24 protein-coding genes and 1 tRNA gene are annotated in these 22,953 nt (G+C 70.7%); 17 read left to right on the forward strand and 8 right to left on the reverse strand.

Annotation, left to right across the window (positions count from 1 at the left end):
* The first annotated feature begins 82 nt into the window (after positions 1-82).
* The 8 genes from HSX43_RS10585 to aat all read left to right on the forward strand — a co-directional run bounded on the left by HSX43_RS10585 (position 83) and on the right by aat (position 7,113).
* Positions 83-838, forward strand: a complete 756-nt coding sequence (locus HSX43_RS10585) for an ABC transporter ATP-binding protein (RefSeq protein WP_179380103.1) — start codon at positions 83-85, stop codon at positions 836-838.
* A gap of 59 nt (positions 839-897) precedes the next feature.
* Positions 898-2,853 (forward strand): acetate--CoA ligase, encoded by a 1,956-nt coding sequence (gene acs, locus HSX43_RS10590; RefSeq protein WP_179380104.1) that lies wholly within the window; start codon positions 898-900, stop codon positions 2,851-2,853.
* Positions 2,854-2,965: 112 nt separating this feature from the next.
* Positions 2,966-3,469 (forward strand): hypothetical protein, encoded by a 504-nt coding sequence (locus HSX43_RS10595; RefSeq protein WP_179380105.1) that lies wholly within the window; start codon positions 2,966-2,968, stop codon positions 3,467-3,469.
* Positions 3,470-3,541: 72 nt separating this feature from the next.
* Positions 3,542-3,976 (forward strand): hypothetical protein, encoded by a 435-nt coding sequence (locus tag HSX43_RS10600; RefSeq protein WP_179380106.1) that lies wholly within the window; start codon positions 3,542-3,544, stop codon positions 3,974-3,976.
* A 136-nt stretch (positions 3,977-4,112) separates the two neighbouring features.
* The gene (gene accB, locus HSX43_RS10605) at positions 4,113-4,601 is read left to right on the forward strand and encodes an acetyl-CoA carboxylase biotin carboxyl carrier protein (RefSeq protein ID WP_179380107.1); all 489 of its coding nucleotides are present in this window, start codon (positions 4,113-4,115) and stop codon (positions 4,599-4,601) included.
* Positions 4,602-4,605: 4 nt separating this feature from the next.
* Positions 4,606-5,955 carry an acetyl-CoA carboxylase biotin carboxylase subunit gene (gene accC / locus HSX43_RS10610; RefSeq protein ID WP_179380108.1) on the forward strand — a complete coding sequence of 450 codons (1,350 nt, stop codon included), beginning with the start codon at positions 4,606-4,608 and terminating at the stop codon, positions 5,953-5,955.
* Positions 5,933-6,418: a hypothetical protein gene (locus HSX43_RS10615; protein WP_179380109.1), complete on the forward strand. Its 486-nt coding sequence runs from the start codon at positions 5,933-5,935 to the stop codon at positions 6,416-6,418. Before accC ends, HSX43_RS10615 begins: the two co-directional genes overlap by 23 nt.
* Before the next feature lie 44 nt (positions 6,419-6,462).
* Complete coding sequence (gene aat / locus HSX43_RS10620; protein WP_179380110.1) at positions 6,463-7,113, forward strand: leucyl/phenylalanyl-tRNA--protein transferase; 651 nt, start codon at positions 6,463-6,465, stop codon at positions 7,111-7,113.
* On the opposite strand, the gene HSX43_RS10625 is transcribed toward aat, so the two are convergent.
* Both HSX43_RS10625 and HSX43_RS10630 read right to left on the reverse strand, forming a co-directional pair.
* Entirely contained in the window at positions 7,077-7,469 is a 393-nt protein-coding gene (locus HSX43_RS10625; RefSeq protein ID WP_328795278.1) for a DUF2155 domain-containing protein, read from the reverse strand. The genes aat and HSX43_RS10625 overlap by 37 nt on opposite strands.
* Positions 7,466-7,843, reverse strand: a complete 378-nt coding sequence (locus HSX43_RS10630; RefSeq protein ID WP_179380111.1) for an NADH:ubiquinone oxidoreductase subunit NDUFA12 — start codon at positions 7,841-7,843, stop codon at positions 7,466-7,468. Before HSX43_RS10630 ends, HSX43_RS10625 begins: the two co-directional genes overlap by 4 nt.
* A gap of 157 nt (positions 7,844-8,000) precedes the next feature.
* Between HSX43_RS10630 and HSX43_RS10635 the strand changes: the two genes are divergently transcribed.
* The 4 genes from HSX43_RS10635 (at position 8,001) to HSX43_RS10650 (ending at position 13,035) form a co-directional block, all read left to right on the forward strand.
* Positions 8,001-8,252, forward strand: a complete 252-nt coding sequence (locus tag HSX43_RS10635; protein WP_179380112.1) for an EF-hand domain-containing protein — start codon at positions 8,001-8,003, stop codon at positions 8,250-8,252.
* A 60-nt stretch (positions 8,253-8,312) separates the two neighbouring features.
* Entirely contained in the window at positions 8,313-8,510 is a 198-nt protein-coding gene (locus HSX43_RS10640) for an EF-hand domain-containing protein (RefSeq protein WP_179380113.1), read from the forward strand.
* 59 nt (positions 8,511-8,569) lie between these two features.
* The gene (locus HSX43_RS10645; protein WP_179380114.1) at positions 8,570-9,859 is read left to right on the forward strand and encodes an O-acetylhomoserine aminocarboxypropyltransferase/cysteine synthase family protein; all 1,290 of its coding nucleotides are present in this window, start codon (positions 8,570-8,572) and stop codon (positions 9,857-9,859) included.
* A 146-nt stretch (positions 9,860-10,005) separates the two neighbouring features.
* Positions 10,006-13,035 (forward strand): hypothetical protein, encoded by a 3,030-nt coding sequence (locus tag HSX43_RS10650; protein WP_179380115.1) that lies wholly within the window; start codon positions 10,006-10,008, stop codon positions 13,033-13,035.
* A 41-nt stretch (positions 13,036-13,076) separates the two neighbouring features.
* Here the strand turns inward: HSX43_RS10650 and HSX43_RS10655 are convergent, their stop codons facing one another.
* Positions 13,077-13,409 (reverse strand): arsenate reductase family protein, encoded by a 333-nt coding sequence (locus tag HSX43_RS10655; RefSeq protein WP_208454565.1) that lies wholly within the window; start codon positions 13,407-13,409, stop codon positions 13,077-13,079.
* A 172-nt stretch (positions 13,410-13,581) separates the two neighbouring features.
* On the opposite strand from HSX43_RS10655, the gene HSX43_RS10660 reads away from it, so the two are divergent.
* A complete protein-coding gene (locus HSX43_RS10660) occupies positions 13,582-13,791 on the forward strand; it encodes a cold-shock protein (protein WP_179380116.1) in 210 nt (69 codons plus the stop codon).
* 108 nt (positions 13,792-13,899) lie between these two features.
* Here the strand turns inward: HSX43_RS10660 and HSX43_RS10665 are convergent, their stop codons facing one another.
* The 5 genes from HSX43_RS10665 to HSX43_RS10690 form a co-directional block, all read right to left on the reverse strand.
* A complete protein-coding gene (locus HSX43_RS10665; protein ID WP_179380117.1) occupies positions 13,900-15,789 on the reverse strand; it encodes an acyl-CoA synthetase in 1,890 nt (629 codons plus the stop codon).
* Between the two features lie 395 nt (positions 15,790-16,184).
* Positions 16,185-17,057 (reverse strand): DUF2867 domain-containing protein, encoded by an 873-nt coding sequence (locus HSX43_RS19470; RefSeq protein WP_328795281.1) that lies wholly within the window; start codon positions 17,055-17,057, stop codon positions 16,185-16,187.
* On the reverse strand, positions 17,054-18,835 hold the full coding sequence (locus HSX43_RS10680) for an ABC transporter transmembrane domain-containing protein (RefSeq protein ID WP_179380118.1): 1,782 nt from the start codon (positions 18,833-18,835) through the stop codon (positions 17,054-17,056). Before HSX43_RS10680 ends, HSX43_RS19470 begins: the two co-directional genes overlap by 4 nt.
* 99 nt (positions 18,836-18,934) lie before the next feature.
* Positions 18,935-19,005, reverse strand: a tRNA-Gly gene (locus HSX43_RS10685).
* Positions 19,006-19,021: 16 nt separating this feature from the next.
* On the reverse strand, positions 19,022-19,513 hold the full coding sequence (locus HSX43_RS10690) for a hypothetical protein (protein ID WP_179380119.1): 492 nt from the start codon (positions 19,511-19,513) through the stop codon (positions 19,022-19,024).
* Between the two features lie 114 nt (positions 19,514-19,627).
* On the opposite strand from HSX43_RS10690, the gene gatC reads away from it, so the two are divergent.
* Genes gatC through HSX43_RS10710 form a run of 4 tightly spaced genes read left to right on the forward strand, consistent with a single transcriptional unit; the run spans position 19,628 to position 22,923 of the window.
* Positions 19,628-19,915 (forward strand): Asp-tRNA(Asn)/Glu-tRNA(Gln) amidotransferase subunit GatC, encoded by a 288-nt coding sequence (gene gatC / locus HSX43_RS10695; protein ID WP_179380120.1) that lies wholly within the window; start codon positions 19,628-19,630, stop codon positions 19,913-19,915.
* On the forward strand, positions 19,912-21,399 hold the full coding sequence (gatA, locus tag HSX43_RS10700) for an Asp-tRNA(Asn)/Glu-tRNA(Gln) amidotransferase subunit GatA (protein WP_179380121.1): 1,488 nt from the start codon (positions 19,912-19,914) through the stop codon (positions 21,397-21,399). The genes gatC and gatA overlap by 4 nt, the downstream gene beginning before the upstream one ends.
* A 29-nt stretch (positions 21,400-21,428) precedes the next feature.
* The gene (locus HSX43_RS10705; RefSeq protein WP_179380122.1) at positions 21,429-22,238 is read left to right on the forward strand and encodes a hypothetical protein; all 810 of its coding nucleotides are present in this window, start codon (positions 21,429-21,431) and stop codon (positions 22,236-22,238) included.
* Between the two features lie 10 nt (positions 22,239-22,248).
* Positions 22,249-22,923, forward strand: coding sequence for an N-acetylmuramoyl-L-alanine amidase (locus HSX43_RS10710; RefSeq protein ID WP_179380123.1), 675 nt, complete (start codon positions 22,249-22,251; stop codon positions 22,921-22,923).
* The last annotated feature ends 30 nt before the right edge of the window (positions 22,924-22,953 follow it).

Raw genomic sequence — 22,953 nt, forward strand, 5'->3', positions numbered from 1 at the left:
GACGGACCGTCATCCTCGGGCCTGACCCGAGGATCCCCCACCTCCCGGACGCCCCCGAGGCACCGGCAAGGAGACCGAACCGATGAACGTCAAACCCGACTTCACCCGCGACGCCAACAAGGCCGCCACCGCGCCCGCCTATTTCAGCGTCCACGACATCCACGCCTACTACGGCGAGAGCTACATCGTGCAGGGCGTCAGCTTCAACGTCCACGAGGGCGAGATCCTGGCCCTGCTGGGCCGCAACGGCGCCGGCAAGACCTCGACCCTGCGCACCTGCGCCCGCGTCGGCGACCCCGAGCTTCGGCGCGGCGAGATCTGGCTCGACCACCAGCCGCTGCACAAGATGAGCGCGCATGAGGCGTCGCAGGCCGGCCTCGGCCTCGTGCCCGAGGATCGTCGGATCATCCCGGGCCTCACCGTCGAGGAGAACCTCAAGCTCGCACAGATCGCGCCGCCCGTCGGCTGGTCGCTCGAACGCCTCTACGAGCTCTTCCCGCGCCTCGGCGAGCGCCGCAAGCAGGAGGGGGTGACCCTCTCGGGCGGGGAGCAGCAGATGCTCGCCATCGCCCGCGCCCTCGCCCGCGACGTCAAGCTCCTCCTCCTCGACGAGCCCTACGAGGGCCTCGCCCCCGTCATCGTCGACGAGATCGAGAAGACGCTGATCGAGATCCGCAAGCTCGGCATGACCACGATCCTCGTGGAGCAGAACGCCGTGCGCGCGCTCGAACTCTCGGACCGCGCCGTCATCCTCGACACCGGCGGCGTCGTCTTCGACGGCACGGCGGCGGAAGTCCTGAACGACGAGAAGCTGCGCGCCGAATACCTCGCCATCTGACGTGAACGACCGGGGGCCGACGCGCCCCCACCCGGCCCGCACGGGCCAAGGAGGACCCCATGCTCGACGACAAAGACCCGATCTACCCGCCCTCGGACGAAATGGCGGCCAGCGCCCATGCCGACCGCGCCACCTACGACGCGATGTATCAGGCCTCGATCGAGGACCCGGAGGCCTTCTGGCGCGAACACGGGCAGCGCATCGACTGGATGACGCCCTACACCCGCGTCAAGAACACCTCCTTCGCGCCGGGCAACATCGACATCCGCTGGTTCGAGGACGGCACGCTCAACGTCGCCGCCAACTGCATCGACCGCCACCTGAAGGAGCGCGGCAGCCAGACGGCCATCATCTGGGAGCCGGACAGCCCCGAGGACGAGGCGCAGCACATCACCTACCAACAGCTGCACGCCCATGTCTGCAAGTTCGCCAACGTCCTCAAGGGGATGGGCGTGACCAAGGGCGACCGCGTCGTGCTCTACATGCCGATGATCCCGCAGGCGGCCTATGCGATGCTCGCCTGCGCGCGCATCGGCGCGATCCACTCGATCGTCTTCGCCGGCTTCTCGGCCGACGCGCTCGGCGCGCGCATCAACGCCTGCGACGCAAAGGTCGTCATCACCGCCGACGGCGCTCCGCGCGGCGGGCGCAACACCAACCTCAAGGACAACGTCAACAAGGCCCTCCTGAACGACTTCGACGAGGTGAAGTGCCTCGTCGTGAAGCGCACCGGCCAGCAGATCGCCTGGCGCGACGGCCTCGACTTCTGGCTGCACGAGGAGGAGGCGAAGGTCTCGAACGACTGCCCGCCCGAGGAGATGGCCGCCGAGGATCCGCTCTTCATCCTCTACACGTCCGGCTCCACCGGTCAGCCCAAGGGCGTGGTGCACACCACCGGGGGTTACATCGTCTACGCCGCGATGACGCATCAGTACACCTTCGACTACAAGGACGGCGAGGTCTTCTGGTGCACTGCCGACGTGGGCTGGGTGACCGGCCACAGCTACATCGTCTACGGCCCCCTCGCGAACGGGGCGACCACCCTGATGTTCGAGGGCGTGCCGACCTATCCCGACGCCGGCCGCTTCTGGGCCGTCTGCGAGAAGCACGGTGTCGCACAGTTCTACACCGCACCCACGGCCATCCGCGCCCTCATGGGCCAGGGCAATTCCTTCGTCGAAGGCTACGACCTGTCGTCCCTGCGCATCCTCGGCACCGTGGGCGAGCCCATCAACCCCGAGGCCTGGAACTGGTACAACGATGTCGTGGGCAAGGGGAAATGCCCCATCGTCGACACCTGGTGGCAGACCGAGACCGGCGGCCACCTCCTGACGCCGCTTCCCGGGGCCACGGCGACGAAACCCGGCTCCGCCACCCTGCCGTTCTTCGGCGTGCAGCCGGTGATCCTCGACCCGACCTCCGGAGAGGAGATCCACGAGACGGCGGCCGAGGGCGTGCTCTGCATGGCCGACAGCTGGCCCGCCCAGATGCGCACCGTATGGGGCGACCACGCGCGCTTCGAGAAGACGTACTTCGCCGACTACAAGAACTATTACTTCACCGGCGACGGCTGCCGGCGCGACGCCGACGGCTACTACTGGATCACCGGGCGCGTGGACGACGTCATCAACGTCTCGGGCCACCGCATGGGCACGGCGGAAGTCGAGTCGGCCCTCGTCGCCCACGAGAAGGTCGCCGAGGCCGCGGTCGTCGGCTATCCGCACAGCGTGAAAGGTCAGGGCATCTACGCCTATGTCACCCTCATGGGCGGGCAGGAGCCGTCGGAAGAGTTGCGCAAGGAGCTCTCCGACTGGGTCCGCTCCGAGATCGGGCCGATCGCCAAGCCGGACCTCATCCAATGGGCCCCCGGCCTGCCCAAGACGCGGTCGGGCAAGATCATGCGCCGGATCCTGCGCAAGATCGCCGAGGACGACTTCGGTGCGCTCGGAGATACGTCGACTTTGGCCGATCCGTCGGTCGTCGACGACCTGATCGAGAACCGAATGAACCGTTAAGCTCTGAAAACGCTGGGTTAACCACGTCACGACTTCGCCCCGCCCCCTCCGCATCCGCGGCACAGGGCGGGGCTTTTCTGTTCGCCGGGGCGACTGGCGAAAGGAACGAGACATGTCAGGCATCAGCGGCCTCGGGCCGATCTTCGGCTCCCCGTCGCAACCTCCGGCGGACGGCGGCAACGGCGACACAGGTGAGACCGACGAGACACAGGACGGGACCGGCGGCGCGGGCGAGACCGGCGGCACCGGCGAGACGTCCGGCACCGGCGGCGCGGGGAACGGCGGCACCTCCGGCGACGAGACCGGGTCGGAGAGCGCTGCGACGGCCCGCGCCGACGCGGCCGAAGCTGCCCCGGACGAACCGGCATCGACCGGCTTCACCCTCGACGGCGTCATCTCCGAGAGCCAGCGGCTCGACCTCGCCTTCGCGCGGGTGCTCGACGCGGCGCTCGCCCGCCGCTACGCCGAAGCCGCGCGGCTCGAGCTGATCTCCGACGGCCTCCTGCAGCGTCTCGAGGATGCGGGCGGCCGTGCCTCGGAGTTCAGCCTCGCCATCGCCGAGTTGCGCGAGGAGCCGGAGGCCGAGCGCGACCGGGCCGTCGACCGGCGCGCCTGAGCCGCGTTAGGAGTTTGGCAAGGTTTTTGAGCAAAGGATGAGGAAAGCGCTCTCGAATCAGGAGGGATGAAGATGGAGATCGCGGCTTCGACCCTGTCTGCGGGCCATGGGCTCGCACCCTATCTCGCTGTGGCGACCCTGACTGCGCATTCAGCACCGGGGTCCGGGTCCATGCGCCCGCCCGTGCCGTCGAACGTCGACGCCCGGCCCGCCTCCGCCGCCGACACCGGGCTTTCCGACGGCCGCCCCGGCGGTCAGGCCGACACCCGCGGCAATACCCGTCGGCGCGCACGGCCCGAGGCGGCAACCCCGCCGTCGAACCGTGCGATGGAACTGGCCGTCGAACAGGCGCTCGCCGACCTGCGCGGCACGCGCCGCCGGATGGTCCAGACGGCCGAGGGGCTCAGCCCGCTCGACCGCGCCCGCATCGGCATCCTGGCCAGTGTGGCGGAGCTGCGAAAGGCCATCGTGCCACCCTCGCTGACCGTTCTCGACCGCCGTCGCTGACGGCTCCGCCGCCGCGCGCGCAGGCCCCTGCGCCCGTCTCCGCGCGCCCGTCGCCGCCCCGCCGCCGGACCGTGAAGTCCTTTCCCTCGCGTCCCGTCCGCGCTAAGGGCGGGGGAAACAGGCTGCGGAGACGGGAATGTCCAAGAACCACGAGAGCGATGTCGCCTTCATCAAGGCCTTGGCCGAACTGCTGCGCGAAAGCGACCTGAGCGAACTCGAAGTCAGCCGCGAATACGGGGACGACGACGCGCTCAACGTACGCCTCGCCCGCCAGATGGCCGCCGCGCCCGTCGCCGCCGCGCCGCCGCCAGCCGCCGCCGCGGCTCCCGCGTCGCCGGCCCCCGCCGCACCCGCGCCCGCCCCCGCGGCCCAGGAAGACCCGGCCCAGGATCCCGGTGCGGTCACCTCGCCCATGGTCGGCACCGCATACCTCGCCTCCGAGCCGGGGGCCGCGCCCTTCGTGCAGGTCGGCGACACGGTGAGCGAGGGTCAGACCCTCCTGATCGTCGAGGCCATGAAGACCATGAACCAGATCCCGAGCCCGCGCTCGGGCAAGGTGAAGCGCATCCTCATCGAGGATGGCGCGCCCGTCGAATTCGGTGCACCGCTCGTGATCCTGGGGTAAGCCCATGTTCAAGAAGATCCTGATTGCGAACCGGGGCGAGATCGCCCTGCGCGTCGTCCGCGCCGCCCGCGAGATGGGCGTCGCCACCGTCGCCATACATTCCACCGCCGACGCCGACGCGATGCACGTGCGCATGGCCGACGAGTCGATCTGCATCGGCCCCGCCCCGAGCCCGCAGTCCTATCTCTCGATCCCCGCGATCATCTCGGCCTGCGAGATCTCGGGCGCGGAGGCCATCCACCCGGGCTACGGCTTCCTGAGCGAGAACGCGAATTTCGTGCAGGCGCTCGAGGATCACGGCATCACCTTCATCGGCCCCACGGCGGAGCACATCCGCATCATGGGCGACAAGATCACGGCGAAGGACACGATGAAGAAGCTCGGCGTGCCCTGCGTGCCCGGCTCCGACGGCGGCGTGCCCACCTTCGAGGACGCGCAGCGTGTCTGCGCCGACATCGGCTATCCGGTCATCATCAAGGCCACCGCCGGCGGCGGCGGGCGCGGCATGAAGCTCGCCCGCAGCGAGGGCGAGCTCGAAACCGCCTTCCGCACCGCCCGCGCCGAGGGCAAGGCCGCCTTCGGCAACGACGAGGTCTATATCGAGAAGTACCTCGGTACGCCCCGGCACATCGAGGTGCAGGTCTTCGGCGACGGCAAGGGCAACGCCGTCCACCTGGGCGAGCGCGACTGCTCGCTCCAGCGCCGCCACCAGAAGGTCTTCGAGGAGGCCCCGGGCCCCGCGATCACACCCGAGATGCGCACCGAGATCGGGCGCACCTGCGCCGAGGCGGTGGCCCGCATCAACTATGCCGGCGCGGGCACGATCGAGTTCCTCTACGAGAACGGCGAGTTCTACTTCATCGAGATGAACACCCGCCTGCAGGTCGAGCACCCCGTCACCGAGGCGATCTTCGGCGTCGACCTCGTGCGCGAGCAGATCCAGGTCGCCGCCGGCCTGCCGATGTCCTTCGCGCAGGAAGACCTGACGATCAACGGCCACGCCATCGAAGTGCGCATCAACGCCGAGAAGCTGCCGAACTTCTCGCCCTCGCCCGGCCGCATCACGCAGTATCACGCGCCCGGCGGCCTCGGCGTGCGCATGGACAGCGCGCTCTACGACGGCTATTCGATCCCGCCCTACTACGACAGCCTGATCGGCAAGCTCATCGTCCACGGGCGTGACCGGGACGAGGCCATCGCGCGGCTGCGCCGGTCGCTGGGGGAGCTGATCGTCGACGGCATCGACACGACGATTCCGCTGCACGTCGCGCTCTGCGAGGATCCGGACGTGCAATCGGGCGACTACACCATCCACTGGCTGGAAAAGTGGCTTGAGACGCATCTGGGGCAGTAGGCTCGCGCCCGCGCTCGGCCTTGCCGCCCTCCTTGCGGCCTGCGGCGAGCGGCCCGTGCCGGGCGAAGCGGCGGCCGCGCTCGGTGTGCCGCCGGGCGACGCGCTCTTCGCCTCGGGCCGTGACGCGCGAAACTTCGACCAGTTCGCCGACCGCTTCGCCGCGATCGATTGCCGCGGGCTGAACGCCTCGCGCGCCGCGCTCCGTACCCAGGCCGAGGAGAGCGCGTCGACGAGCACGGGCATCGTCGCCGGCGCGCTCGGCGCGCTCATCGGCGGCCCCGCCGGGGCGCTCGCCAATGTCATCGGGCAGGAGGCCTCCGCGCTCGTCGCCAAGTCGGGCAACGTGCGCCTCGCCGCGGTGGAGGCGGTCTATGTGGCCAGGTCCTGCGACAAGCCCGCCGGCGGCCGCGGCACGACCCGCCCGGCCCCGCCGCCGCCCCTGCCTGCGACGATCGAGACCTGAGCGCGCACTTCCCTCCGGGCCACCGGGCTTGCTAGGCTGCTGACATGCCGCGCGACTTGCCGCCGATCACCCCCGAGACGCTCCTGATGGCCTATGCCTCGGGCGTCTTTCCCATGGCCGAGGGGCGCGACGAGGCCGAGATCTTCTGGGTCGATCCGAAGATGCGGGGCGTGATGCCGCTCGACGGTTTCCGGCTGTCGCGGAGCCTGTCTAAGACGATCGGGCGCACGCCCCATCTCATCACCCTGAACGAGGATTTCGACGGCGTGCTCGCCGGCTGCGCCGACCGGGAGGAGACCTGGATCAACGCCGAGATCGCGGCGCTCTACCGGGCACTGCATCGCTCCGGCTTCGCCCATTCGCTCGAAGTCTGGGACGACCACGGGCAGACGCTTGCGGGCGGCGTCTACGGCGTGACGCTCGGCGGGGCGTTCTTTGGCGAGTCGATGTTCTCGCGCCGGCGGGATGCCTCCAAGATCGCGCTGGCCTACCTCGTGACGCTCCTGCGGCAGCGCGGGTTCACGCTCTTCGACACGCAGTTCCTGACCGAACACCTCGCCTCGCTCGGAGCCGAGGAGATCCCGCGGACGCAATACCACGCCAAGCTGCAGCAGGCGCTGGACGACCGCGCGCGCCTGGAGGGACCGCTGCCCTCCGCTCAGGAGGTGAGGCAGCTCAGGACCCAGACGTCGTAGCGCCGGTGCTCCAGCGCATTGAGCGCGGGCGAGGAGGCCACCATCCAGCCCGCGAACAATTCCTCGACGGCGCGGGCATCGACCACCTGGATCAGGCCGAAGGCGTCGCCCTCGCGGTTGTTCGACGGATAGCGGCACTCGTGCAGCGTGACCTGAAGCGCGCCATAGGCCATCGTCTGGCCCACCGCCATCTCCACGTCCACGACCTCGCCCGAGACCTTGTCGAGCGTGCGCAGCACCGCGCCGCTCCCCTGGCTCGTGCGGGCGGCCGTGCCGGCGGTCCCGGTGTCGAGCTGCACCTGCGCGGTGGCGGGCAGCGCGAGAAGCGCCGCCAGGGCGGCCAGACGGGCGATCACTCGGGGCTCCAGGCCTCGTAGTCGGAGGCGGGCTTCACGTCGGCCCGGCGCAGCGACCCCTTGCGGAAGAACGCGCCCTCCGAGCCGGTGAGGTTCGGCTGATGCGGCTTTTCCCAGGTCTTGTGGGCCAGCGGCTCCTCGGTCGGGGGCTTGGCGAAGGTGTGGTGCAGCCAGCCGTACCATTCGGGCGGCACGCGGCTCGCGTCGTTGTCCCCGGCATAGTGGACCCAGCGGCGTGTGTCGTCGGCGTTGCGGTAGTAGACGTTGCCGTCCCCGTCCTCGCCGACCTTCGTGCCGAAGCGGCGGGTCCAGAGCGCGGTACCGAAGCTCTGCCCGTCCCACCAGGCCACGATGCGCTTGAAGAATCCGGCCATGTCTATCCTCCGCGGGTCACTGCCCCTTCCCTACACCGCCGGGCCGTGCGGTCAAGGCAATGGGGTCGGTGCGCGCACGCAGGCGGGGCTGCGCGGAAACGTGAATTGAACCGATCGGTTCAGTTTTATATCCGGGGCCCAACCGAAAGGATCCCCCATGCTGCGCCATACCCTCGCCGCCCTGGCCCTCGCCACGCTGCCCGCGTCCGCGCAGGAGGTCGCGCCCCTCGTCGGCTCTGAGGTGGTCGATGCCTCCGCCGCGGCGGTCGATGCCTTCGCCGTGGCCATCGACGCCGACGGCGACAGCCGCATCACCCTCGAAGAGCTGGACGCCGCGGGCCGCGACGTCTTCGCCTCGATGGACGCCGACGCAAGCGGCGGGCTCTCGATGCAGGAGATGCTCGACTAGCCCCACGGCTTTGGTGATCTGGCGCAGTTTCGCGGGCGCGACGCCGAATCCGCGACCGCGATGACCACGGCCTTCGATCTCATGGACACCAACCGCGACCAGAGCATCGACGCCGGCGAACACGCCACCGGCCTCGCGTTGGCCTGGCGGCTGGCCGACCGCGACGGGGACGGCGCGCTCTCGCTGACCGAGTTCCGGGAGGACTTCCTGATCGTCACCGCGCTCCGTCGCGGCGTCGGCAGCGCGACCGGGCGCTAGCCGCTGGCCCCCCGCCGCGACCGCCGCTAACGTGGCGCGCGATTCCGAGGGAGGACGACATGACCGAGACCCGCCAATACGGCTTCGACACGCTGCAGATCCACGCCGGCGCGCGGCCCGACCCGGCCACCGGCGCACGACAGACGCCGATCTACCAGACCACGGCCTATGTGTTCCGCGACGCCGAACATGCCGCCGCGCTCTTCAACCTGCAGGAAGTGGGCTACATCTATTCGCGGCTGACGAACCCGACCGTCGCCGTGCTGCAGGAGCGGATCGCCACGCTCGAAGGCGGGGCCGGGGCCGTCTGCTGCTCCTCCGGGCACGCGGCGCAGATCATGGCGCTCTTCCCGCTGATGCAGCCGGGCTGCAACATCGTCGCCTCCTCGCGGCTCTACGGCGGCACGATCACGCAGTTCAGCCAGACGATCAAACGCTTCGGCTGGTCGTGCAAATTCGTCGACTTCGATGACCTCGACGCGGTGAAGGCCGCCATCGACGACGACACCCGCGCCGTTTTCGGCGAGGCCATCGCGAACCCCGGTGGCTGGATCATGGACGTGCGCGCCGTGGCCGACGTGGCCGATGCGGCGGGCCTCCCGCTCATCATCGACAACACCTCCGCCACGCCCTACCTCGTGCGCCCGATCGAGCACGGGGCGACGCTCGTCGTCCATTCGACCACGAAGTACCTCACCGGCAACGGCACCGTCACCGGCGGCTGCGTGATCGACTCCGGGCAGTTCGACTGGTCCGCCTCGGGCAAGTTCCCCTCCCTCTCGGAGGCGGAGCCGGCCTATCACGGCCTCAAGTTCCACGAGACCTTCGGCGCGCTCGCCTTCACCTTCCACGGCATCGCCGTCGGCCTGCGCGACCTCGGCATGACGATGAACCCCCAGGCCGCCCACTACACGCTGATGGGGATCGAGACGCTCAGCCTGCGGATGGAACGGCACGTCAGGAACGCCGAGACCGTCGCCGCCTGGCTCGAAAAGCACGACGCGGTCGATCACGTCACCTATGCCGGCCTCAAGTCCTCGCCCTACAACAAGCTGGCGCAGAAGGTCTGCCCGAAGGGCGCGGGCGGGCTCTTCACCGTGGCCCTGAAGGGGGGCTACGACGCCTGCGTGAAGTTCGTCGACAACCTCGAGATCTTCAGCCACGTCGCCAACCTGGGCGATGCGCGCAGCCTCGTCATCCATTCCGCCTCCACGACCCACCGTCAGCTGTCGCCCGAACAGCAGGAAGCCGCGGGCGCGGGACCGGGCGTCGTGCGCATCTCCATCGGGATCGAGGACGCCGACGACCTCATCGCCGACCTCGAACAGGCACTCGCCAAGGCGAGCTGACCGCAGGGTTGCCGGGGGGCACCGTGCCCTCCAGCGGTCGGCAAGGGCCTGCCGAGCGGGCCCGCCACCTTTTCATGCCGCCTTCCGTGACTTAGGGTCTCGGAAAAGCATCCCGCGCGACGGGCGCGCCGATCACAGGCCAGGGCATGACACCACAGATCGCACTCGACCTCTCGCTCGACGGCATCGTCGTGATGTCCCGCGCCGACGACGGGACCTGGTGGCGCGAGGGGATCGTCCGCCTCGACGCCGACAACATGGCCGAGCAGCTGACGCGGATGCGCGCGCGCTGTGCCGCGCGGGTGGGCGAGGAATTCACGACGCTCCTCATCATACCCGACAGTCAGATCCTCTTCACCTCGCTCGAACGCGACGACCGCGATCCGAAGGTCACCATCCGCTCGCTCCTGCGCGGGCGCACGCCCTACGAGGTCGAGGATCTCGCCTTCGACTATATCCAGCGCGGCGACCGGCTGCAGGTGGCCGTCGTCGCCCTCGAAACCCTGCTCGAGGCCGAGAGCTTCGCGGCGGGGTTCGGCTTCCGGCCCGTCGCCCTCGTCGCGAACCCGCAGGACAGCACCTATCCCGGCCTGCCCCGCTTCGGCCAGACGGGCCTCGCGAGCGACCTTCTGGCGGGCGAGAAGCTCGACCTCGACATCGAGGACGGCTTCGAGATCGTCCCCGCGCCGAACGCCCCGGAGATGCCCGAGGAGGAGGTCGCCGCCGCGCCGGAACCGGAGGAGCCCCCCGCCGCCGAGCCCGTAGCGGAGGACGCGCCCGTCGAGGCCGGGCCGGCCGAGGTCGCGACGGACGATGCCCCCCCGGCGGAGGAGCCCCCCGCTCCGGAAACGCCGGAGCCGGTCACGGTCGAGGACGCGCCCGCCGAGGAAAGCGCCGCGCCCGAAGAGGCGGCTGCGATCGAGGCGGTACCCTCCGACGACACGCCCGCAGATGCCGGTCCGGAAGACGCGATGCCCGTCGCCGCGCCGCCGCCCGAGGCCCCTACGCCGGTTCCCCCGGCGGCCCGCGCGGCCCCGGTCGCGGCCGAAGACGCGCCGCAGAAGCCGGAGACGCCGCCCCTCGCCACGCCCGCCGCGCCGGCGTTCAGCACCAAGCGCCGCGGCGAGCCGGTGATGAGCGCGCCGAAGGCCGAGCCGCTCGCGCGGATCACCCCGCGCCTGAGCGCGACTCCGCCCGTCGTCGCGACGCCGGCCCCGGCCGAAACCCCGTCCGCCGAACCCGCGACCGTCACGCTCTCCGAGGCCGCGCCGGCCCGACCCGGTTCCGGCGCACTGGCCGGTCTGATGGGCGTCCTCCGCAGGGACGCGACGCAGGGCGATGCCCCGGACGAGCCGGAGGCCGATCCGGACGCCAGCGCGCTCGCGCTGCCCGGTCTCGCGCGCGAGCGCGTCCTCGAACCCCGCCGCCGCAACGGCAAGCTCGGCCTCGCGCTGACGCTCTCGCTGCTTGCTCTCATGGGCATCGTCGCGCTCTGGGCCGTCCTCCTCGACGACGATCCCGCGACCGACGTGGCCGGGGACGCGCCGGCGACCTCCACGCCCGAGGCCACCGCGCTGCTCCTCCCGGAGGAGACTCCGGAGGACGCCCCCGTTCCGCAGGAGGAGGATCTCGCCTCACTCCTGCCGACCCCGCGCCCCGAGAGTCCGGAGACGCCCGCGACCGCCCCGGAGGTCGTCAGCCCCCCGCTCCCGCTGGGCGGGGACGAAGAGGCCCGGGAGACGGCGGAGGCGGAGCCGCCCGCCGAGACACCGGACACCGAGGCACCGGAGGCCGTGGCCGAGGCACCGCAGCCGCCGGTCGAAGCCGAGACGACCGAAGACGCCGCCGCCGACACGGAAGCGACCGAGCCGGAGACCGAGACCGCAGAACTCACCCCGGAGGGCCCGGTGACCGAGAGCGCACTCCCGGACGCCGCCGAAGAAACCACCGAAGCCCCCGCGGAGAGCGAGGGGGGCGAAGAGATCGCCGCCGTCGATCCGGCCCCGGAAGACTCGACGCTCGACGCGACGGCCACCGCGGAGGCCCCGGCGGAGACGCCCGCCCCCGTCGGCACCGCGGCCGCGACCGCCGCCGCCCCGGAGGTCGAGAGCGCCGCGCTGCCCGAGGCCGGGACCGAGACGGCCGCGCTCGACGTGACGCCGCAGCCGGATGCCGCCCCGGCCGAGGACGCCGCCCCGGCCACGGAGGATGCCGGCGCGGAACTTGCCGCCGCCGGGGATGACACCCCGCCGACGGCTCCCGCCGCCACGACCGACGCTGCCGAGGCCCCGGACGCCGAAGCCCCGCCCGCGGAGCCCGAGATCGAGCTGGTGACCGCGACGCCCGAGGGCACGGCAGCACCGGGCGGCTATACCGTCGTCGCCGGACGCCCCGACGTGATGCCCGTGGCCCGAGTCAGCACGCGCGGCGCGGTAGAGACGCCGGAGGCCGCGCCAGAGGAGACGGCGGAACGCACCGCCCTGCGCCGCGTGCTGCCCACCCAACGCCCCGCGCGTGAGGGCACCGATGCCGAGACGGCCGGGGAGAGCGACGACGCGCCGCTTGCCGGCGGCCTGAGCCGCGAGGAGCTGACCCGCGTGCGCCCGCGCCAGCGCCCCGAGGACCGCTCCGGAGCCGCCGCGGAGACCGGGACCACCGGGGACGACACGGATGCCGCCGTCCAGGCCGCGGCCGCCGCCGCCGCCGCATCGCTCGCGCAGTCGGCGGAGGCCCCGCCGCCCGAGCCGGTCTCGCGCCTCGCGCTCGCCAGTTCGGACCGCCCGAGCGGCCGCCCCCGTTCGGTGGAGCGGGCCGCGGCCCGCATCGTCACCCAACGCCGGGAACAGGCGACCGCCGCCGCCGCGAGCAGTTCCAGCCAGAGCAGCAGCCCCGCGCCCGCCGCGGCGCGCAGCGGCCAGACCATCCGGTCGGCCGGCGGCAGCGTCGCCCGGGCCGCGACGCAGCGCAACGCCATCCGCCTGCGCGACACAAATCTGATCGGCGTCTACGGCCGCCCGAACGCCCGGCGCGCGCTGGTCCGGCTCTCGAACGGGCGCTACGTGAAGGTCGAGGTCGGCGACCGGCTCAACCGGGGCCGCGTCACCGCGATCGGCGACAGCCAGCTCGTCTACCAGCGCGGCGGGCGGAACGTGACGCTGCGGCTGCCGCGAAGCTGAGAGGCCGGAGATCGTCAGGGCAGGCCCGACGATGATGCGCCCTAGAGCCCGAGCGCCGCGCGGGTGTCATCCCGCCAGCCGAGGTGCAGCGTGCCGTCGGCCGCTTCCGCCACCGGGCGTTTGACGAGAGCCGGATGCGCCACCATCAGCGCGACCGGATCGCCCGCGCGCTCGGCCTCCGTGAGGCCACGCCAGGTGGTCGAGCGTATATTGAGCAAATCCTTGCCAAAGGCATCGTGCCAGGCCTCCACCTCCGCGGCGGTCACCGGCTCGGCGCGCAGGTCGCGCAACCGGGCGTCCCGGCCCGCTGCGCCCAAGTCTTTCAGGGCCTTGCGGCAGGTGTCGCAGGCCTTCAGCCCATGCAGAACGATCATCCGATGCCCCCCTTGCTGCCCTCACGTTTTGACGGTCACCCTTGACCTTCGCAAGCCGTTGCCGTTCTGCTTGGGGCGTATTCGGCGATCTGGACAATGTCTTTCAGGTGTTTACGTCGTGCACCACTACCGCCGCGATCTTGCGGGCGGAACGACTCAAGGAGACACGGTCATGGCTACCGGCACCGTGAAATGGTTTAACGCAACCAAAGGCTTCGGCTTCATTGCCCCCGACGACGGCGGAAAGGACGTGTTCGTCCATATCTCGGCCGTGGAACGGGCGGGGATGACCGGCCTGAGGGACAATCAGAAGGTCCAATACGAGATGCGCGAGGGTCGCGACGGCCGCTCCTCGGCCTCGGAGCTCGTCGCTCTGGACTGAACAGCACCGGTTTCATGCCCGCCGACGCGGGCCTGACCCCTTCGGGCGCCCGCTGACCGCAGGCGTCCTTTTCATTTTGCCGGGCGCGGTCTCTTCCGTCAGACCGGCCTAGGCCGCCCACTCCCAGGGGCGGGTGTAGTTGCCCATCACGGCGGTCACGTCCCGGTCCTCGACCTCGCCGGTCTTTTCGAGCCGGGCGACGAGGCCACGCTTCTTGTCCTCGACGACCGAGGCGACCTTCGCGTTTACCCCCGCATCCTTGAGCGCCGCGTCGTAGATCCGGGTGATCGCCGACTTGCGCAGATCGGGCTTGAAGACCTTGCCAACGGCCGTCTTCGGCAGTTCCGGCAGGATCTCGATGTACTTCGGATGCGCGGCGCGCTCGTGGACGTGCTTCTTGCACCAATCGACGAGTTCGTCGGTCGTGACCTCGGCCCCGGCGACGAGTTCCACGTAGGCGCAGGGCAACTCGCCCGCGAAGGCGTCGGGCTGGCCGATCGCGCCGGCCATGGCCACCGCCTCGTGCCCGGCAAGCGCCTCCTCGATCTCGGCGGGGTCGATGTTGTGCCCGCCCCGGATGATGAGATCCTTCGCGCGGCCGGTGATCCAGAGATAGCCGTCCTCGTCGATCCGGCCGAGGTCGCCCGTGCGCAGATGGGTGCCGAAGTGGAACAGGTCGGCGTTCTTGGCGGCCTCGGTATAGGTGTTGCCGGCCCAGACGCCGGGGTTCGCCACGCAGATCTCGCCCACCTCGTCGGTCGCGCATTCGACCGGGCCGTCGCCCTTGTCCATCAGGATCTTCACGTCGCAATGCATGAAGGGGATGCCGACGGAGCCGATCTTCTTCTCCCCGTCGACCGGGTTGCAGCTCACGAGGCAGGTTGCCTCGGTCAGGCCGTAGCCCTCGACGACGGTGACGCCCGTCGTCTGCTCAAACCGCTTGAAGAGCTCGATCGGCAGGGGCGAGGAGCCGGAGAAGGCCGTCTTGATGGTCGAGACGTCGCCGTCGACCCGGCGTTGCATCATCGCCGACATGGCGGTCGGCACGGTGATGAGGAAGGTGATCTTCCAGCGCTCGATGAGCTTCCACATGTTGTCGAAGACGCCGTCGCCGCGATAGCCCTGAGGCGTCGGGAAGACCACATGCGCGCCCGACGCTATGGCCGCCATCAGGATCACGTGGCAGGCGAAGACATGGAAGAGCGGCAGCGGGCACATGATGTTGTCCTGCTCCGAGAACAGCAGACGCTGGCCGATCCAGCCGTTGTAGATCATGCCCGAATACTTGTGCTGCGCGACCTTGGGCATCCCCGTCGTGCCGCCGGTGTGGAAGTAGGCCGCGACCCGGTCGCCGCCCGCGTCCGGGAAGGTGAGCGCGTCCGAGGGGTGCCTGGCGACCTCGGTCGTCCAGTTGAGGATGCGCGCCTTGTGCGCGACGGCGACCTTCGGGCGGATGAGCGGAACGATGAACTTCTTCAGGCCCGTCAGGTAACGGTGCAGGTCCACCTCGAGCACGGTCTCGACGTTCGGGGCGAGCTTGACGGCCTCGGCCATCTTCTGCGCCACGTCGGTCTTTGGGAAGGCGCGGAGGGTGACGACGACCTTGGCGTTCGTCTCGCGCAGGATCGCGCCGATCTGCTCGGGTTCGAGCAGGGGGTTGATCGGGTTCGCGATGCCCGCGACCGTCGCGCCCAGAAGGACCGTCGCCGTCTCCGTGCAGTTCGGTAGCACGTAGGCCACGCTGTCGGTCTCGCCCACGCCGAGGCTGCGGAAGAGGTTGGCGGCCTGCGCGACCTTGCCGTGGAACTCCTTCCAGCTGAGCGTCTCGGCCGGATCCGTCGGGCCGGAGAAGAGCTGATAGCTGATCGCGGGACGGTCGGGGAAGCGCTCGGCCGTCTGCGACAGAAGCTGATGCAGCGTCTGCGCGGGCTGAGCCGTCTCCCACGGCTCGGCGGCCGCGATGTCGAGAATATCCTGCTTGTTGGCGAAAGTGGCCATTGTCGTCCTCCCCATCGTCCGCGGCTCCCTCCGCGGTTCGTTGGCGAATAATGTGGCGACTGCCGCGCACCGGCGCAAGCGGGACGCTACGGCGGCAAGGGGGCGCGGGGGAGTATTTTCGGCAGCAAGATCGACGTTCACCCTCCGTTAACCGCTCGGGGCGAGAACATTCCGGCGCGCGGGGGAGTGACGTCCCCGATGGTTGGAATGACGGATCATGCCCGATCCGCCGGCACATACCCTCCGGTCTGGCACCCGGAGGCAGGGTGACCTCCCGTGGACGGGAGGCCTTGATCCGTCCGTTCGCTGCAGAACGCGGGCCCGATCCCATCCCATGGACGAGATGTTGCGGCTGACGGCCCCGGAGCGATCCGGCGGCCGGCGACGGCGCGAGTTCAGGCCGGCTCGACCAGGACGACGAGATTTCCGTCGGGGTCGCGCAGTTGCAGGATGCGACCCGGCCCGCCCGGTTGCGGCTCCGGCAGGTCGGGTCCGGCGGCGGCGAGGCGTGCGCGGGCCGCGTCGAGGTCGTCCGCGAAAAGCGTCACCGTCCCCTGCCCGGCCTTCTGCGCATCGTGGAAGAGCTGGAACCCGGCGGAGGCCCCGAGATGCCATTCGTGCAGCCCCTCCATCGGCGTCGCGTCCGGGACCCGGTCGAAGACCCGCTCGTACCAGGCCCGGCTGCGGGCGAGGTCGGCGCAGGAGAGGTTGGCGTAGATCGCGGTGATGGGCATGGTGGCGAGGATAGCACGGGGACGCGCCTCGGTCTCGGCCTCCAGCGCGCTCGCGACATTGCGCAGCATCCGGTCCGCGATGACGCGGTGCGCCGGCCCCACCGGCAGCATGTAGAGCCGTCCGAAGGTATTGTGCGTGCACACGGAGGCCGTCAGCGTGAGGCGGCACCCCTCGACCGAGAGACACGCCATGACGTCGAGATGCCGATCGCGCGCCGTCAGGACGAGGGCCTCGGGCGTCGTCTCCTCCACCAGAAAGAAATCGAGCCGATCGCCCGCCGCCACCGTATCGCGCGGCGTGCCGGAGAAGCCGCCGGTCCGCGCGACGCCGAAGCGCGCGGAAATCGCATCGCGGATACGGAAGGCCAGCGCGAGCCCCGGGATCGGCCGGGCCATGGCGAAGGTCCACGCCTCGAGCGGGGTCACCGGGCGCGGCAGGTCGATGCCGCGGCTGTCGAAATAGTCGAGCGTGTCTCGCGGGGCGAGGATGCGTTCGGCGGTCCCGGGGAGGCGGAGGACCGGCGGGCGGGTCACTCCGCCGCGACCCCGTCCGTGAACTGCAGCCGCGCCAGCCGGGCGTAGAGGCCGCCCTGGGCGACGAGCTCCTCGTGGGTGCCCTGCGCGGCGATGCGGCCGTCTTCCATGACGACGATGCGATCGGCCTGTTTCACGGTGGCGAGGCGGTGCGCGACGAGGATCGTCGTGCGGTCGCGGGCGAGGCGGGCGACAGCGTCCTGCACCAGCCGCTCGGATTCGGCATCGAGAGCCGAGGTCGCCTCGTCGAGGAGAAGGATCGGCGCGTCGCGCAGGATCGCGCGGGCGATGGCGATGCGCTGCTTCTGCCCGCCCGAGAGCATCACGCCGCGCTCGCCCACGTAGGTGTCGTAGCCCTGCGGCAGCGCGGTCAGGAAGTCATGCGCGGCGGCGGCGCGGGCGGCTTCCTCGACCTGCGCGTCGGTGGCATCCGGGTTGCCGAAGCGGATGTTGTCGCGGGCGGAGGCGGCGAAGATCACCGGATCCTGCGGCACGAGCGCCATGTGGGCGCGGAACGTCTCCCGCTCCATGTCGCGCAGATCGGTCCCGCCCAGCGTGATGCGCCCCGCGTCGGGGTCGTAGAACCGCTGCAGAAGCTGGATGACCGTCGACTTGCCCGCGCCCGAAGGTCCGACGATCGCGACGGTCTCGCCCGGCGCGACGGTCAGGCTCACGTCGTCGAGCGCGGCGGTCTCGGGACGGGTCGGATAGCGGAAGGTCACGCCCTCGAAGGCCACGGTCTCGGCCGCAGGGGAAGGCGCGGGCTCCGCCGGGTCGGTCACGTCGTCCTCGACCTCCAGAAGCTCCACCAGCCGCTCGGTCGCGCCGGCGGCGCGCTGCAGCTCGCCCCAGATCTCCGAGAGCGCGGCGACGGAGCCCGCGACCATGATCGCGTAGATCAGGAACTGGATCAGCTCCCCGATGGTCATCACCTCGGCCCGCACGTCGCGCGCGCCGATCCAGAGGACGCCGACGATGCCCGCGAAGACGAGGGAGATGACGATCATCGTCATCACCGCACGCACGCCGATCCGCGTCTTGGCCGCGCGGAAGCTCTTCTCGGTCACGTCGTCGAAGCGGCCCGCGGCCTGGCCCTCGAAGGTATAGGCCTGCACCGTCTGGGCGGAGAGGAGCCACTCGGACGCCCGCCCCGAGGATTCGGCGATCCAATCCTGGTTCTGGCGGCTGAGGACGCGCAGGCGACGGCCCAGAACGATGATCGGTACGATCACCGCCGGCACGATCAGCAGCACGAGGCCCGAGAGCTTGGGGGCCGTCCAGAGCATGAGCGCGAGCCCCCCCGCGAAGATGAGGACATTTCGCAGAGCGACGGAGACCGAGGAGCCGATGACCGACAGCAGCAGCGTCGTGTCCGTGGTGATGCGCGAGAGCACCTCGCCCGTCAGGATGCCGTCGTAGAAGTTGGGCGACATGCGGATCATGCGGCTGAAGACCGCCTTGCGGATGTCAGCCACCACCCGCTCGCCGAGGCGCGTCACGAGGTAGTAGCGCAGCCCCGTGCCGAGGGCGAGGAGCGCGGCGATGCCGAGGGCCGCGAGGAAATACTGGTCGAGGAGCTGCGTCTCGCCGGTCTGGAAGCCGTCGACCACCCGGCGCACGGCGAGCGGCAGGACGAGCGACACGCAGGCGGTGAGCACGAGCGCGGCGAGGGCCGCGACGACCATGCCCCCGTGGGGGCGGAAGAACGGGGTCAGCGCCCGCAGGCTGCCGATGCGTTTCGACCCCTCGCGGTCGGCTTCCCTTGCGATCTCCGCCATCGGTCCCTCTTGCTTGACCGCTCCGACCTAGGCCGAGGCGGCTGCGCGCGCAAGCGGGACAGGGCGTCACGGGGGGGGCGACGGCTAGGGGAGGATCGGAGCGGGCGACGGGAATCGAACCCGTATCATCAGCTTGGAAGGCTGAGGTCTTACCATTACACAACGCCCGCGCGCCGATGGGGGCAGTTACCCTTCTGCGGGGACCGAGTGCAAGGGGGTCGCCCGGTCGCCGCGCAGAATCCGCCGGGTGATCCGGTCGGCCCCGCGCGTGCGGTGGCGGTGGCCGTAGACGTGGCGGCAGAAGCGGGCGGTGAGCGGCGTCTGCCAGCCCGCGTCGAGCACCACGAGGTCGCGCCAGAGCGCGCCATCGCCCTCGGGCTCCACGGTCAGGGTGTGATCCCAGCGGCGCACCTGCGGGTTGTGCTCCCGGCTCTGGATCAGGCGGCCGGGCACGTCGAGGCGCTCGACCTCCATGACGTGATCGCGCGTCTTGATGAAGCCGTAGAGCGTGACGTCGACGCTGAAGCGATCGCCCTCCTTGACCGGGCGTTCGGGCAGACCCTCGTAATGCGCGATCCGCGCCATGGCCTCCTTCATCTCAGCAAGGTCGCAGAGTTCGGCGAAGAGTGCGTCGGGGTCGCGGGGATACCAGGCCTCGACGATGACGGTACGCAGCATGGGGGTCTCCTTTCGCGCGGACGCTATGCTGCGGCGCGGCAGGCGACAAGGCCGTATTGAACCCCATCGCCGCGGGGGGTAGACCGCGCCGGACCGAAACAGCCGGAGGCCCCGATGTCGATCGACAAGGAAACCGCGCGCCGCGTGGCGAAGCTCGCCCGCATTGCCGTGCCCGACGACCGGCTGGAGCCGCTGTCGCAGGAGTTCAACGCGATCCTGGGCTTCATCGAGCAGCTGCAGGAAGTCGACGTCGCGGGCGTGGAGCCGATGGTTTCCGTCACGCCGCAGCGCCTGAAGCGCCGCGAGGACGTGGTGACCGACGGCGACCAGCCCGCCAAGGTGCTCGCCAATGCCCCCGATGCCCGCGAGGGCTTCTTCGCCGTTCCGAAGGTTGTCGAATGACCGAATTGACCGATCTGACGCTCGCCGGCGCGCGCGACGCGCTGCGCGCAGGCGAGACCACCGCCGCCGAGCTGACCGAGGCGCATCTGACCGCCATCGAGGGGGCGGGCGCGCTCAATGCCTTCGTCCACCACACGCCCGAGATCGCGCGCGAGCAGGCGAAGGCCGCCGACGCGCGGCTGCAGGCCGGGGACGCGCCCGCGATGTGCGGCATCCCGATCGGCGTGAAGGATCTCTTCTGCACGAAGGGCGTCGCGAGCCAAGCCGGCTCGCGCATCCTCGAAGGCTTCCGGCCCGAGTACGAATCGACCATCACAACGCAGCTCTTCGATGCGGGCGCGGTGATGCTGGGCAAGCTCAACATGGACGAATTCGCCATGGGCAGCTCGAACGAGACCTCGACCTACGGCAACGCCGTGAACCCCTGGAAGGCGGGCAACTCCGACGCGGCCCTCACGCCCGGCGGCTCCTCGGGCGGGTCGGCCGCGGCCGTCGCCGCGCGGCTCTGCCTTGCCGCGCTCGGCACCGACACGGGGGGCTCGATCCGGCAACCGGCGGCCTTCACCGGGATCACGGGCATCAAGCCGACCTACGGCCGCTGCTCCCGCTGGGGCGTGGTGGCCTTCGCCTCCTCGCTCGACCAGGCGGGGCCGATGACGCGCACGGTCCGTGACAGCGCGATCATGCTGCAGGCGATGTCGGGGCACGACCCGAAGGACAGCACCTCCGCAGACCTCGCCGTGCCGGACTTCGAGGCGATGCTGACGGGCGACGTGAAGGGTCAGGTCATCGGCATCCCGCGCGAATATCGCATGGACGGGATGCCCGAGGAGATCGAGGCGCTCTGGCAGGATGGCATCGCCATGCTGAAGGACGCAGGGGCCGAGATCCGCGACATCTCGCTGCCGCATACGAAATACGCGCTGCCCGCCTACTACGTGATCGCCCCGGCGGAGGCGTCGTCGAACCTCGCGCGCTACGATGGCGTGCGCTTCGGGCACCGCGCGGCGCTGTCGCAGGGCGACGGCATCACCGAGATGTACGAGAAGACGCGGGCCGAGGGCTTCGGCGACGAGGTGCAGCGGCGCGTGATGGTGGGCACCTACGTTCTCTCGGCGGGGTTCTACGACGCCTATTACAACCGCGCCCGCAAGGTGCGCACGCTCATCAAGAAGGACTTCGAGGACGTCTTCGCCGACGGTATCGACGCGATCCTGACGCCGGCGACGCCTTCCTCGGCCTTCGAGCTGGGCGCGATGACGGACGCGGACCCGATCCAGATGTACCTCAACGACGTCTTCACGGTGACGGTGAACCTGGCCGGGCTGCCGGGCGTGGCGGTGCCGACGGGACAGGACAGGCGCGGACTGCCGCTCGGCCTGCAACTGATCGGGAAGCCGTGGCAGGAGGGCGAATTGCTGAATGTCGCACATTGCCTCGAGGATCGGGCCGGTTTCGTGGCGCGTCCGGCGAAGTGGTGGTAGGGTCGCGCAAAACCGACGTCGAGGCAGACATGCAACCGTTGAAGACCCTCTCCGGGCTGACCGCCCTTCTCGTGCTGGCCGCCTGCAACCCCGAGGTGCCCGAAAGCGGTGCGCGCGGGGCGGGCTTCGACAGCCCCGAACAGGTGGCGCAGCGGCGCGAGGCGCAGTTGCGGGGCGACGCACCGCTTCGGCCGAGCGCGACGATCCTGCCGCCGGCCCCCGGCACCACGGTCGCCGGCGCGGCTCCCCTGCCCGCGGGCCAGGCTCCGCAGAGCGAGGCCGAGGAACTGGCCAGCGCCACCCGCGCCGCGCTCGGGCGACCCGCCGCGACGACGCAGGCCGCGCCGGCGGCAACGCCCGCCGCGCCTGCACCGCTGCCCGCCACGCCGGCCCCCGCCGCACCGGCGCAAGCCCCCGCCGACCTCAACCTCGACCGCGACAACCCCGCGATCAGCCGGGAGCAGGACTTCGGGGCCGTCTCGGCCGAACGCGACATCCAGGCCGACGCCGAACGCCTGCGCGCCGCGCGGCAGCAGTATCAGCTCGTCACCCCGACCGAATTGCAGCGCCCGGACTCCACGGGGCCCAACATCTTCGCCTACGCCCTCGGGCCGGCGAAGCCCAAGGGCACGCAGGGGGCCTTCCGCCGCGGGCTCGGAGCCTCCGAGAGCCGCGCGGCGACGCGGTGCCAGAACTATCGCAGCGACGACATCGCGCAGGAGGACTTCCTGGCCTCCGGCGGCCCCGAGCGCGACCGGCTCGGCATCGACCCCGACGGCGACGGCAACGCCTGCAACTGGGATCCGGCCGTCGTCCGCCGCCTCGTCCAGAGCCAGTGACCGGGGCGGCATGACGCCCGAGATCCGCGACTGCCCGAGCCCGAACCACGGGGCGCGCCGGGGCGGCGTGAGCGTGCCGGACCTCATCGTGCTCCACTACACCGCGATGACCGGCGGGCCGGAACCGGCGATCAAACGGCTCTGCGATCCGGCCACGGAGGTCTCCTGCCACTACGTCGTCGGCGAGCGGGGCGACATCGCGCGCCTCGTGCCCGACGACCGCCGGGCCTGGCACGCGGGCGCGGGCCGTTGGGGCGAAAGCTGCGACGTGAACTCCCGCTCGCTCGGGATCGAGCTGTCCAATGACGGGGCGAGCCCCTTTCCGGGCGCGCAGATGGACGCGCTCGAAGCCCTTCTCGGCGATCTGATGGCGCGCCACGGGATCGAGGCGAAGGGCGTCATCGGCCATTCCGACTGCGCCCCCGGCCGCAAGATCGACCCCGGCCCCCGCTTCGACTGGCAAAGGCTCGCGCGGCAGGGCCTCGCCGTCTGGCCGGAGGTGGTGGAGGCCCCGATCACGGGCTTTCACGACGACCTGCGGGCTTTCGGGATGACGGCGGAGGTCGAAGACGCCACGCGCCTCGCCGCCTTCCGCCTGCGCTTCCGGCCGGGCCTGGATGGCCCGCTCGACCGCATCGACGCCGGGATGGCACGCGACCTGGCCGCCCGCTTCCCCGCCTCTTGACGCCCCTCGCCCCGCCGCCTAGCCCCGTGC

Source organism: Jannaschia marina (genome assembly GCF_013404595.1).
GTDB lineage: Bacteria > Pseudomonadota > Alphaproteobacteria > Rhodobacterales > Rhodobacteraceae > Jannaschia > Jannaschia marina.

Excerpts from the sequence above, each read along its gene's own strand:
- HSX43_RS10665 (WP_179380117.1), bottom strand. The coding sequence starts at position 15,789 with ATGGCCACTTTCGCCAACAAGCAGGATATTCTCGACATCGCGGCCGCC.
- HSX43_RS10640 (WP_179380113.1), top strand. The coding sequence starts at position 8,313 with ATGACCACGGCCTTCGATCTCATGGACACCAACCGCGACCAGAGCATC.
- accB (WP_179380107.1), top strand. The coding sequence starts at position 4,113 with ATGTCCAAGAACCACGAGAGCGATGTCGCCTTCATCAAGGCCTTGGCC.
- HSX43_RS10655 (WP_208454565.1), bottom strand. The coding sequence starts at position 13,409 with ATGATCGTTCTGCATGGGCTGAAGGCCTGCGACACCTGCCGCAAGGCC.
- HSX43_RS10635 (WP_179380112.1), top strand. The coding sequence starts at position 8,001 with ATGCTGCGCCATACCCTCGCCGCCCTGGCCCTCGCCACGCTGCCCGCG.
- HSX43_RS10630 (WP_179380111.1), bottom strand. The coding sequence starts at position 7,843 with ATGGCCGGATTCTTCAAGCGCATCGTGGCCTGGTGGGACGGGCAGAGC.
- HSX43_RS10585 (WP_179380103.1), top strand. The coding sequence starts at position 83 with ATGAACGTCAAACCCGACTTCACCCGCGACGCCAACAAGGCCGCCACC.
- HSX43_RS10600 (WP_179380106.1), top strand. The coding sequence starts at position 3,542 with ATGGAGATCGCGGCTTCGACCCTGTCTGCGGGCCATGGGCTCGCACCC.
- HSX43_RS10595 (WP_179380105.1), top strand. The coding sequence starts at position 2,966 with ATGTCAGGCATCAGCGGCCTCGGGCCGATCTTCGGCTCCCCGTCGCAA.
- HSX43_RS10690 (WP_179380119.1), bottom strand. The coding sequence starts at position 19,513 with ATGCTGCGTACCGTCATCGTCGAGGCCTGGTATCCCCGCGACCCCGAC.
- HSX43_RS10710 (WP_179380123.1), top strand. The coding sequence starts at position 22,249 with ATGACGCCCGAGATCCGCGACTGCCCGAGCCCGAACCACGGGGCGCGC.
- HSX43_RS10660 (WP_179380116.1), top strand. The coding sequence starts at position 13,582 with ATGGCTACCGGCACCGTGAAATGGTTTAACGCAACCAAAGGCTTCGGC.
- gatC (WP_179380120.1), top strand. The coding sequence starts at position 19,628 with ATGTCGATCGACAAGGAAACCGCGCGCCGCGTGGCGAAGCTCGCCCGC.
- gatA (WP_179380121.1), top strand. The coding sequence starts at position 19,912 with ATGACCGAATTGACCGATCTGACGCTCGCCGGCGCGCGCGACGCGCTG.
- HSX43_RS10680 (WP_179380118.1), bottom strand. The coding sequence starts at position 18,835 with ATGGCGGAGATCGCAAGGGAAGCCGACCGCGAGGGGTCGAAACGCATC.
- HSX43_RS10650 (WP_179380115.1), top strand. The coding sequence starts at position 10,006 with ATGACACCACAGATCGCACTCGACCTCTCGCTCGACGGCATCGTCGTG.
- aat (WP_179380110.1), top strand. The coding sequence starts at position 6,463 with ATGCCGCGCGACTTGCCGCCGATCACCCCCGAGACGCTCCTGATGGCC.
- accC (WP_179380108.1), top strand. The coding sequence starts at position 4,606 with ATGTTCAAGAAGATCCTGATTGCGAACCGGGGCGAGATCGCCCTGCGC.
- HSX43_RS10705 (WP_179380122.1), top strand. The coding sequence starts at position 21,429 with ATGCAACCGTTGAAGACCCTCTCCGGGCTGACCGCCCTTCTCGTGCTG.
- acs (WP_179380104.1), top strand. The coding sequence starts at position 898 with ATGCTCGACGACAAAGACCCGATCTACCCGCCCTCGGACGAAATGGCG.
- HSX43_RS10645 (WP_179380114.1), top strand. The coding sequence starts at position 8,570 with ATGACCGAGACCCGCCAATACGGCTTCGACACGCTGCAGATCCACGCC.